This is a genomic window from Cupriavidus respiraculi (assembly GCF_914271545.1).
Lineage (GTDB): Bacteria > Pseudomonadota > Gammaproteobacteria > Burkholderiales > Burkholderiaceae > Cupriavidus > Cupriavidus respiraculi.
Genome location: NZ_CAJZAH010000001.1, coordinates 1336281 through 1347388 on the forward strand (window position 1 = coordinate 1336281; position 11108 = coordinate 1347388).

Genomic DNA, 11108 nt, shown 5'->3' on the forward strand with positions numbered 1-11108 from the left:
GCTATTGCGGGTCGCGGGCGGGCAGGCCCAGTTGCGGCTCGATGAACTGCGGCTTGTCCCGGGTCTCGGCCGCGCGCTTCTCCCAGAACACCGCGTTGGGAATGTCGAGCGGCAGCGGCGAGAACTGCGGATCGCGCCCGGCCCGCTTTTGCGCTTCGTAGTCGCGCAGCGCCTTGAGCGCCGGCTTCTGCAGGATCAGGATCGCCACGATATTGAGCCAGGCCATCAGGCCGACGCCGATATCGCCCAGCGCCCACGCGACCGTGGCGGTCTTCACGCAGCCGTACAGCGTCGCGGCCAGAATGGCGATCTTCAGCAGGAACACGGCCCACGGGCGATGCAGCTTGCGGTTGATATAGGCCACGTTGGTCTCGGCGATGTAGTAGTACGCCACGATCGTGGTAAAGGCGAAGAAAAACAGTGCGATGGCGACGAAGGCCGCGCCAAAGCCGGGCAGCACGCTTTCCACCGCCTGCTGGGTATAGCCGGGTCCCGCCTCCATGCCGGCGATGCCGGTATGCAGTTTCTCGCCCGCGGTGCCCACCACGTTATAGGCGCCGGTGATCAGCACCATGAAGGCGGTGGCCGAGCAGACGAACAGCGTGTCGACGTAGACCGAGAACGCCTGCACCAGACCTTGCTTGGCAGGGTGCGACACTTCGGCGGCGGCCGACGGATGCGGGCCTGTGCCCTGTCCCGCCTCGTTGGAATAGACGCCGCGCTTGACGCCCCACTGGATCGCCATGCCGATCACGGCGCCGAAAGCGGGCTCGAAGCCGAACGCGCTGCGGAAGATCAGCGAGATGACGCCCGGCAACTGGTCGATATTCAGCGCGACGATCACGCAGGCCACCAGGATGTAGCCCAGCGCCATGAAAGGCACCACGATTTCGGCAAACTTGGCGATGCGCTTGACGCCGCCGAAGATGATCAGCCCCAGCAGGATGACCAGCACCGCGCCCGTGACGGCGGGATCGATGCCGAAGGAATTGTTCATGCCGGCGGCGATGCTGTTCGACTGCACCCCGGGCATCAGCAGGCCGCAGGCCACGATGGTCGCCACGGCGAATATCCACGCGTACCAGCGCGTGCCCAGGCCCTTCTCGATGTAGTACGCGGGACCGCCGCGATACTGGCCGTCGACGCTTTCCTTGTAGATCTGCGCTAGCGTCGATTCGATATAGGCGGTGCTGGCGCCGAGGAAGGCCATCACCCACATCCAGAACACCGCGCCCGGTCCGCCGAACGTAATGGCGGTGGCGACGCCGGCGATATTGCCGGTGCCGACCCGGCCGGAGAGCGACATGGCCAGCGCCTGGAAGGGGCTGACACCCTGGGCCGACGACTTGCCGTCCAGCATCAGCCGGATCATTTCGAAGAAGTGGCGCACCTGGGCAAAGCGCGTGCGGATCGAAAAATACAGGCCGACGCCCAGGCATAGATAGACCAGCGCAGGGCTCCAGACGATGGCGTTGACGGCGTCCACAATGTCGTTCATGGCGGTGTCTCCGAGAGATCGGTATGGCGGAAAGGGCGTAACGATACCGCAAAGGCGTCCGCATTCGATATCGGACGGCTTCTGAAATGGTAGTAGCGCCGCATGCTGCAGTGCGCCATCCCCTTCCGCAATGCCGCTGTTTGGCCCCCTGCGGCTGCTTTGGCAGCCTTTCCTTGCTTTTCGGCCGTTCTCCTCGCCGCGCGATTCTTCTTCCTCGGCTCACGCGAGCTGTCATCCGATCCGGCCGATGCGGCGTTATCGCTTGTGTCGACTCGAAACAATTCCGCCGCGCACGGTGCGGTTTTTACGTCGACACGCATCAAGTTACAGAACTGTTTCATCTCCGGGCACGTTTCGGCACTCCGGAACCCCGGCCGGGGGGCGTAACCTCATTCCATCGCAACATTGCTCTAGCAGCGCAGAGGAAAATATGTCTGAACGCATCATCCTGCTCGACGTCCCCGGGGTTCTGTATTCCACCCGCTCGGCCGCTCGGCTCGGCGGCATCCCGGACTCGGGCACGCTGCGCGACGTCAAGCTGTTCGATCCGATTGCCCTGGGTTTCATCCGGCGCCTGTTCGGCCTGACCGGCGCACGCGTGGTGCTGTCCGACAGTTGGCGCCGCGGCACCCCGGCCGCCATTCTGGGACAACTGGACCTGCAGGTCGAAGCCATGATGCCCCCCGTCGAGGGCGGTCCCGGCGCCGAGATCGCGGCCTATCTGGCGAGCCGGCCGGCTCCGCAGGGCTACGTGATTTTCACCAGCCGGCCCGAAGCCATGCCGGCCGGCCTGGGCGCAAACCTCGTTGCCGTGGATCCGGCCCAGGGGCTGACGCTGGATAACTTCAAGCAGGCGCTGGACGTGCTCGGCGTGGCCTGCCCGTCCACCCTGTATCCGCAGCCGGCGGCGGACGCCGGCCTGCAGGCTCGGCTGCTGCAGCTGCGCCAGCAGGCCAGGACCGCGGCCCGCGCGGCGATCGGCCACGAACTGCCGCTGCCCGACACCGCGGACCGCCTGCGCGCCGCCGCGCTGGCGCACGCATAGGCGGCGCGGCACCGCCGCCAGGCGACCGTGCGCACGCAGTGCGCATCGAAGCAAAACGCCCCGGCCCCGTCCGGGGCGTTTTGCCGTACGCCGCGCCTCCGGCCCCCTCGCCATCCCGCATAGCCAACGCCGCGTGCCCTCTGCATAATGCCGCCATCCGGCAAGCGGGAGGGGACATGAACGTTGCACACCGCCGCAGCTGGGCACGGGCCGCCCTCGCAGCCCCGGCCTGGCTGGGGACCGCGCTCTGTGCCATGGCATCGGCCCAGACGGCGCCGGCACCGTCGCTCGCGTCCGTGCCATCGGCATCCGCATCGTTGGCGGCCGGTGCGGCGGCCACGGTAGAGCGCCCGCCCGTGTGCGATGCGCCCTGGTTCCGCAGCGGCGCCCGGGCGCAGCTCGAAGCCGACGGCGACATGCCCATGTCCATCACCATGCGCGTGCGCCATCCCAGCGCGAGTCCGGAAGGCTGCTCCGCCTGGATCGATATCCAGTCCAAGTCCGCGCTGGCCGCGATCATGGGTCCGCCGGTCATCATGGACCAGGTGCACAAGATCACGTTCGACCGGCTCGACGGCTCGCCCGATGGCCGCATCAGCAGCCAGCGTGCCACCATCAACGCCCAGGCCCGCTACACGCGGCTGTTCGGCGAGGCCTCGTTCCAGGGCACCGGCATGTTCGCCTACGCCGGGCACGACATCCGCGAGGGCGCCACGCTGGCCGGCGAGATGCTCAGGTCCAGCGCCGACCTGTCGATCCACACCCTCGCCACCGACGAGCAGGTCACGACCATCCGCGTGCCGCACGCGTCCATCTATATCGGCGAGCGCCACGTGGGCCGCAGGCAGACCATCGACACCGCGCTCGGCCGCCGCGAATGCCTGCCCATAACGTACGACAAGCACACGTCGCTGGGGCTGGTCTATATCGGCGAGGAGGTCGAGGAACTGGAGCCGTTCACGATGCAGGTAACCGACTGGTACTGTCCGTCGGAGGCGTTCGTGCTGCGCACCGTGATCAAGCAGGACGGCAAGGCCCAGGAAATCGATACGACCGCGATCGGCGCGCAGTAGCGCCCGCGTCGGATGCCGTAGACCTCACAAACTAGGGACATTCCCGAAATCGGCGAAGTTTTTGCGCAACAGCCATACTCAAGCGCCCCGGTTTCCCCCGATACTATGGCGACAGGTGGGGCGTCTCGCCCTACCCGATCCGATCACCACGCATCATCCGAATCCGAACCGTGTCGCGGCGTGCATGGCGTTATGTTCTAGTGCTGGCCATCGTGGGCAGCGCCTGCTATGTTGTCGCTCACCTGATCGCCGACGAGGTCAGGACATCGCGCTGGCAGGCACACTATCTGTCGCAGTTCGGCAAGCGACTGAGCTATGCCGCGCAGCCCGGCCCCAGCGACAGCATCCGCTTTCCGCAAAGCGGTCCCTACGACCACCGCCTGGGCTATTCCAGCATTCCGCATTACACCGAACGGCTCGAGGCACGCGGCTTCGTGCGCGAGGCGCAGGTCCGCATGTCGCCCGACCTGCTCGAATACCTGAACATGGGCTTGTTCGCGCCCTATCGCGAGAAGACGCAGGCGGGCCTCGAACTGCTCGACTGCAATGACCGCGCGGTATCGCGGCAGCGCTTCCCGCAGCGCGAGTATGCGGGCATCGGCGACGTGCCCGTGCTGCTGAGCAAGGCGCTGCTGTTCGTCGAGAACCAGGGCCTGCTCAATCCCGAATACCCGACCCGCAATCCCGCACTGGACTGGCGCCGGCTCTCGCGGGCGAGCCTGGACCAGATGCTGCGCATCGTCGACAAGTCGCGCGACACGCCGGGCGGCAGCACGCTCGCGACGCAGATAGAAAAGTATCGCCATTCCCCCGAGGGCCGCACCACGTCGGTCTCGGAGAAATTCCGGCAGATGGGCTCGGCCTCGGTGCGCGCCTATCTGGACGGGCCCGATAGCGTGCGGGCGCGCGAACGGATCGTGGTGGACTACCTGAACACGGTGCCATTGGCCGCGCGCAACGGCTACGGCGAAGTCCACGGCATCGGCGACGGCATGTGGTACTGGTACGGCGAGGACTTCGACGAATACAACGAACTGCTGCGCGCGGCCGCGCGCGGCACGCCCGGCAAGCGCGAGGCCCAGGTCTTCAAGCAGGCGCTGTCGCTGATCATCGCGCAGCGCCGGCCGTCCTACCACCTGCGCGGCTACGAGACCGGCCTGGAGCCGCTGACCGACAGCTATATCCGCCTGCTCGCCAACGCGGGCGCGATCTCGCCGGAGCTGCGCGACGCCGCGCTGGCTGCCTCGCTGCACCGCACCCCGCCCCCGGGCCGCGACGACACCGAGCCGTTCGTCACACGCAAGGCCGTCAACCAGGTGCGCGCCGACCTCTCGCGCGTGATCGGCATCCAGAGCCGCTACGATCTGGACCGGCTGGACCTGACCGTCGGCAGCAGCATCAATACGGATGCGCAACGCGTGGTGACGGACGTCCTGCTGAAGCTGCGCGACAAGCAGGGCGCCCGCGAACTCGGCCTGTACGGGCACAACATGCTGCGCGACCACGACGACCCCTCGCGCCTGAACGCGAGCTTCACGCTGTTCGAGCGTGTAGGCAACGTGAGCTTCCTGCGCGTGCAGGCAGACAATATCGACCAGCCGTTCGACCTGAACAGCGGCGCACGGCTCAATCTGGGCTCGACCGCGAAGCTGCGCACGCTGGTCACCTACCTGGAGATCGTGGCCGAACTGCACGATCGCTTCGGCGGCCTCACGCGCGCCGAACTGCTGGCGCTGCCGGTGGCGCCGCAGGATGGCCTGAGCCGCTGGGCCGTCGACTATCTGGCCAAGGCCAAGGACGCGGAGCGCGACCGGCCCGCGATGCTCGAAGCGGCGATGGAGCGCAAGTACGCCGGCGGCGCCGGCGAGGCGTTCTTCACCGGCGGCGGCCTGCAGGCGTTCAGCAATTTCGAGCGCTCGGAAACCGTGCCTAACATGACCGTGCGCCGGGCCTTCCAGCACTCGGTCAACCTGGTGTTCGTCCGCATGATGCGCGACATCGTGCGCTACGAGATCTATCGCGCCCATCCGGACGCCGCCGACATGCTGGCGGATCGCGCCGCACCCGAGCGGCGCGTGTGGCTCGAGCGCTTCGCCGATCAGGAAGGCAGCGCCTTCCTGACGGGCTTCTATCGCCGCTACCAGGGCCTCGATCACGAGCGCCGGATGGCGGTGCTGCTGCAGCGTACCAAGCCCATCGCGGTGCGCACGGCGGTGTCGCTGCGCAGTGGCGACCCCGATATCGACGAGCAGCGCTTCGCCCGACTGATGCGCGAGAAGCTGCCGCAATCGGGCCTCGATGACGAAGACCTCTCCACGCTGTACCGCAAGTACGCCAAGGACAAGTTCTCGCTCAACGATCGGGGCTACCTGTCCAAGGTGCATCCGCTGGAGCTGTGGCTGGTCGACTATCTGCGCGAGCGGCCGGATGCGACGCTCGAACAGGTGCTGCGCGACAGCGCCGAGGTCCGCCAGGAAACCTATAGCTGGCTGTTCAAGACGCGCAGCAAGTACGGACAGGACAACCGCATCCGCACGCTGCTGGAGCAGGACGCCTTCGTCAAGATCGGCGAGCGGTGGCGCCGCCTGGGCTACCCGTTCGAGACGCTGACGCCTTCCTACGGCACTGCGATCGGCGCCTCCGGCGATCGTCCCGCCGCGCTGTCCGAGCTGATCGGCATCGTGCTGAGCGGCGGCGTGCAGCCCTATACCGAAACGCTTCGGCGGCTGGACTTCGCGGTGGGAACGCCCTACGAGACGCGCTTCGCACTGCGCCCGCTGGCGCGCCAGCGGCTGCTGCCGCAGGACGTGGCCACGGTGGTACGGCGCTCGCTCACCGATGTGGTCGAGAGCGGCACCGCGCGGTCGATGCTCGGCGCGTTCCCGCCCGACCCGCGGCTCGCGCTCGGCGGCAAGACCGGCACCGGCGACCATCGCCATATGGTCTATGGACGCGGCGGGCGCGTGATCGCGGTCAAGACCGTCAGCCGCTCGGCCACCTTCGTGTTCGCACTGGGCGACCGCTACTTCGGCACCGTCACGCTGCATGTGCGCGGGCCCGAGGCGGCGCGCTACGCGTTCACCAGCGCCCTGTCGTTGCGCCTGCTGCGCGGCCTGGCCCCCAGCATCGTCGCGATGAACACGCCCGCCGACGCGTCGGCCTCCCTGCGCTGCAAGCACTGACGTACACCCGCGGGCCCCGCACGCGGCCCTTGTGTTCGGTGTCCCACCAAGCCGGCGCTCCGGGGCGCCCCCAACGCGGTCCGCCGGCTTTACCGCACGCTTCGCACGTGCCTACCATTGCCTGACAACAAGAAGCACCACGATACATGCCAGGCAATGGCAGGGGGAGCGGGTCGTTGGACAACTACATCGAAGAATATTGTGCGCGCATCCGGCGGGCGGGCGCGGGTTCCGTGATCGGCAAGCCCGTGGTGGTGGAACGCAATGCGTCCTACATCATGAGCTACGTGCCATTCGAACACACCAACCCCGAAGCGCGGCTGGCAGTGGTCAGCACGACCCCGGGCCATACGCATGTGAAGCTCGCCGCCAGGCTGACGGAGTCGCTGTTGCGCGCGCACTCGCCGGGACGCACCATCCAGCGCGAAAACAAGCGTCAGGTCGAGCTGGGCGGGCCGCTGGTGCGTCCAAACCTGATCCGGATGCTGGACCATTTCGGCATCCCGCCGCTGGTTGGCGTGGAATCGGCCAGGTCGCTGTGGGACGAGGACTTCGCGCTGCTGCAGCCGATGGCGCTGCTGCCCCATGCCACCACGCGCCGCGGGCTGGCCTTCGATGGCACGCTGGAGGAACTGCTGCGCGAGCCGATGCTGCGGCACGCATTCGATACCCTCTTCCTGCCCCAGCTTGCCCGCCTGCCGCAGGACGCGCTTTGCATCGGACTCGGACGTACGGCATGGGCGGGGCTGTGCCATGCCGCCGAACGCGGCGCGATCTCCCGTAAGCAGTTGCTGGGCATGATGCCGGTGCCGGCACGCGCCGGCAGCATGGTCAGGTACTTTCTGGGCGAGGTGGCGGCGCGCGACCTGTCGAAGAACGATCCGGTTCGTCACCGCACCGCGTGGCTGGACGAGGCGCGCGACGCGCTGACGGCGCGGGTGCGCGCGCTCGCACAGGCCGCGCGTCCGGACGCGCCCGGACCTGCCATGGCCAGCGTGGTGGCCTGAGCGGCAGCGAGCCGCAGGGGCCTATAGCGCCGGCGCGGTGGCGGCCACCAGCTGGCGCCCGGCTTCGGCGGCGATCTCGAACGAGCGCAACCGCGCCCGGTGGTCGTAGATCTGCGCGGTCAGCATCAGCTCGTCGGGGCGCAGGTCGTCCACGAACTGCTGCATGCCGGCCCTGACCGTCTCGGGGCTACCCACCACCGAACAGGCCAGCGAGCGGCGGATATGCGCGGCCTCGGTCTCGTTCCACATCGACTCGATATCGTCGACCGGCGGCCGGATGCGGCCGGGCGTGCCGCGCACCAGCGCGAGGAACTGCTGCTGCAGCGAAGAGAACAGCCGCCGCGCCTCGTCGTCGGTATCGGCGCCGAACACATTCAGGCCCAGCATCACGTAGGGCTTGTCCAGCGTGGCGGACGGCCGGAAGGTGCGGCGATACAGGTCCACCGCCTGGCGCATGAAGCCCGGAGCGAAGTGGGAGGCAAAGGCGAACGGCAGCCCCATCGAGGCCGAGAGCTGGGCGCTGAACAGGCTCGACCCGAGCAGCCACAGCGGCACCTTCAGTCCCGCGCCGGGCACGGCGCGCAGGCGCTGACCCGGGCGCGGGTCGTCGAAGTACGCCTGCAGCTCCTCCACGTCCTGCGGGAACGTATCAGCGGTATCGTGCGTGGCGCTGCGGCGCAACGCACGCGCGGTCATCTGGTCGCTGCCCGGCGCGCGGCCCAGGCCCAGGTCGATCCGGCCGGGGAACAGCGCCTCCAGCGTGCCGAACTGCTCGGCGATCACCAGCGGTGAGTGGTTCGGCAGCATGATGCCGCCGGAGCCGACGCGGATGGTGGACGTACCGTTGGCCACGAAGCCGATCAGCACGGAGGTGGCGGCGCTGGCGATGCCGGGCATGTTGTGATGCTCGGCGAGCCAGTAGCGCCGGTAGCCCCAGCGTTCCGCGTGCTGGGCCAGGTCCAGCGAATGGCGCATCGACTCGCCCGCGTCGCCGCCTTCGGGAATGGGCGACAGGTCGAGCAGGGAATAAGGTACGGAGCTGGCTTGCATGCGGCTTTCCTTGGCGGCACGCAGGAACATCGCGGACCGCAACTATTTCAGAACGATCACTATATTAATCAGGGCTGGCGCCGGTGGCAACGCAAAAATATAATGACCACTATGGAAAAGAGTCTATCGGCCCCCGCGCGGGGCAGGCCCCGCCAGTTCGATCGCGACGAAGCGCTGGCCAAGGCCGTATCGCTGTTCTGGCGCCACGGCTATGCCTCGACGTCGATCGCCGCGCTGACCGATGCGATGGCGATCACGGCGCCCAGCCTGTATGCGGCCTTCGGCAGCAAGGAGCAGTTGTTCTACGAGGCCGTGGACCGCTACGCGGACACGCATGGCGCGCAGCTGTACGCGCCGCTCGCGGCCGAGGGCCCGGCGCGCGACGCGATCCGCGCGCTGCTGCACGCGGCCGCGACATCGTTCTCGGCCAAGGGAAATCCCGCGGGATGCTTCTTGATGGCGGGGACCAGCCACGCCGCCGACTGCGCATATATCGAGCAGACGCTGACGAAGCGGCGCCGGGAAAAGGAGCGGGCGATGCAGGCGCGCATCCAGCGCGGCATCGACGCCGGCGAACTGCCCGCCGATACCAGCGCGGCGCAGCTCGCGAAGTACTTCCATACCGTGATGCAGGGCATGTCGATGCAGGCGCGCGACGGGGCGTCGCGGGCGGCTCTCGTGGCCATCGCCGATACCGCGATGCTGGCCTGGCCCGGACGCTAGCTCAGCGTACCGGCTTTGCGTCGCGGGCCAGGTCCGCCTCGCTCTGGGCGCCATCGTCCTCCTGGCCGGCCTGGCCATGCAGGCGCCACCACTCCTCGAAGCCGCCGGCCAGTGCCCACGTGTTGCCGTAGCCGGCGCGCTTGAGCCGCTCGGCGAGGATGGCCGCCGAGACCTCGTTGGGACACGAGCAGTAGATCACGATATCGGCCGTCTCCGGGTGCCCGGCGAGAACCTCCAGCGGCGAGTCCGGATCGACCACCAATGCGCCTGGAATGCGGTCCAGCGCGTCGTCGCCGTGCGAGCGGACATCGAGCACCACCGGCAGGCGGTCCGCCATGCGGCGCGCCTCCAGTTCGGTCACCGTCATGCGCGGAATCCGCCGCGTCCGGCGCAACAGCCGGATGCGCAGCCAGGCGCGCCAGCCCACGAAGGCGACCAGCGCGGCCAGCACGGCGAGCAGCGCCAGATGGCCATAGTGGCTGAAGGCGGCGAGGATGGCGTCGATGAAGTCGCTGAAAGCCACGCCCACCATCAGCGCGGCGCCGGCCCATACCACCGCGCCGATGGCGTCGTAGAACAGGAAGACCGCGAACGGCGTGGCGGTCATGCCCGCCATGGCGGTGGACAGCGCGCCCGCGCCGGGCAGCAGCTTGGCGAACACCAGCGAGCGCGGTCCCAGCCGGATATACAGCGACTGGGTCTGGCGGATGCAGGCATCGGGCGACAGCGACACTTTGCAGATCGTACGCAGCATCGGCTGCCCGAGCCGCTTGCCGGCGAAGTACCACAGCGTATCGGCGATCAGGCAGGCCGCGACGACGGCGCCCAGCACCGCCGCCAGCGAGGGGCCGCCCTCGCGCATGCTCAGGGCGCCGGAGACGAACAGCATCGGGTAGGCCGGGATCGGCGCCCCGGCCTGCTCGATCAGTACATTCAGGAACACCAGCATCAACCCATGGGTTTCCAGCAGGACTTGCAATTCACCCACCACGACCTCCGTATTTGGCCCGCGCGCGGCGCAGGCGCGCCGCGGCAAGGCAGTAGTGTGCCAGCCCGGGCGGCACTGTAGCCAGCGCGCGCTTGCATGGCGGCGTCAAATCCATTGAACATCACTGGTGCGGCCGCGGGAACAATGCGCCGCGCCCCCGGCAGAGGAGCAAGGCGGCGCGCGGTACGCTTCTTAATGTCGGGCGCCCATGGCATGATGGCGGCAAGGCGGCGCGGACTCCCCTTGCCGCCCACAACTGGGAGATGCATATGATGTCATTCCTCGGTACGGTGCTGGTCGGTGTGGTGGTCGGCCTGATCGCTCGGGCGATCAAGCCCGGCGATGACAAGATGGGCTGGATCCTGACGATCCTGCTCGGCATCGCGGGCTCGCTGGTCGCGGGCTACGTCGGACGCGCGGCGGGCTGGTATCAGCCGGGCGAGCCGGCAGGCTGGATCGCCTCGGTGATCGGCGCCATCGTGCTGCTGCTGATCTACGGCATGGTGCGACGCAAGGCCTGACGCACTCCACGCGGGGACGGG

Annotated in this window: 9 protein-coding genes; 6 read left to right on the plus strand and 3 right to left on the minus strand. The window is 68.1% G+C overall.

Annotated elements, in window-relative coordinates; genetic code table 11:
* Window position 1: 1 nt before the first annotated feature.
* Window positions 2-1498 (minus strand): alanine/glycine:cation symporter family protein, encoded by a 1497-nt coding sequence (locus tag LDO27_RS05980; protein ID WP_224040323.1) that lies wholly within the window; start codon window positions 1496-1498, stop codon window positions 2-4.
* A 430-nt stretch (window positions 1499-1928) separates the two neighbouring features.
* Here LDO27_RS05980 and LDO27_RS05985 point away from each other — a divergent pair, with 430 nt between their 5' ends.
* The 4 genes from LDO27_RS05985 (at window position 1929) to LDO27_RS06000 (ending at window position 7805) form a co-directional block, all read left to right on the plus strand.
* Window positions 1929-2543: an HAD domain-containing protein gene (locus tag LDO27_RS05985; RefSeq protein ID WP_222204674.1), complete on the plus strand. Its 615-nt coding sequence runs from the start codon at window positions 1929-1931 to the stop codon at window positions 2541-2543.
* A gap of 176 nt (window positions 2544-2719) precedes the next feature.
* Entirely contained in the window at window positions 2720-3616 is an 897-nt protein-coding gene (locus LDO27_RS05990; protein ID WP_224040325.1) for a hypothetical protein, read from the plus strand.
* Window positions 3617-3786: 170 nt separating this feature from the next.
* A complete protein-coding gene (locus tag LDO27_RS05995; RefSeq protein ID WP_224040327.1) occupies window positions 3787-6798 on the plus strand; it encodes a transglycosylase domain-containing protein in 3012 nt (1003 codons plus the stop codon).
* 176 nt (window positions 6799-6974) lie between these two features.
* Window positions 6975-7805, plus strand: coding sequence for a hypothetical protein (locus LDO27_RS06000; protein ID WP_222204669.1), 831 nt, complete (start codon window positions 6975-6977; stop codon window positions 7803-7805).
* Window positions 7806-7826: 21 nt separating this feature from the next.
* On the opposite strand, the gene LDO27_RS06005 is transcribed toward LDO27_RS06000, so the two are convergent.
* On the minus strand, window positions 7827-8855 hold the full coding sequence (locus LDO27_RS06005) for an LLM class flavin-dependent oxidoreductase (protein WP_224040329.1): 1029 nt from the start codon (window positions 8853-8855) through the stop codon (window positions 7827-7829).
* Window positions 8856-8957: 102 nt separating this feature from the next.
* Between LDO27_RS06005 and LDO27_RS06010 the strand changes: the two genes are divergently transcribed.
* Entirely contained in the window at window positions 8958-9578 is a 621-nt protein-coding gene (locus tag LDO27_RS06010; RefSeq protein ID WP_222204665.1) for a TetR/AcrR family transcriptional regulator, read from the plus strand.
* Between the two features lies 1 nt (window position 9579).
* Here LDO27_RS06010 and LDO27_RS06015 read toward each other — a convergent pair whose 3' ends face one another.
* Window positions 9580-10566, minus strand: coding sequence for a DedA family protein/thiosulfate sulfurtransferase GlpE (locus LDO27_RS06015; RefSeq protein ID WP_224040331.1), 987 nt, complete (start codon window positions 10564-10566; stop codon window positions 9580-9582).
* Between the two features lie 269 nt (window positions 10567-10835).
* On the opposite strand from LDO27_RS06015, the gene LDO27_RS06020 reads away from it, so the two are divergent.
* Window positions 10836-11087, plus strand: a complete 252-nt coding sequence (locus LDO27_RS06020; RefSeq protein WP_224040332.1) for a GlsB/YeaQ/YmgE family stress response membrane protein — start codon at window positions 10836-10838, stop codon at window positions 11085-11087.
* Window positions 11088-11108 lie beyond the last annotated feature (21 nt).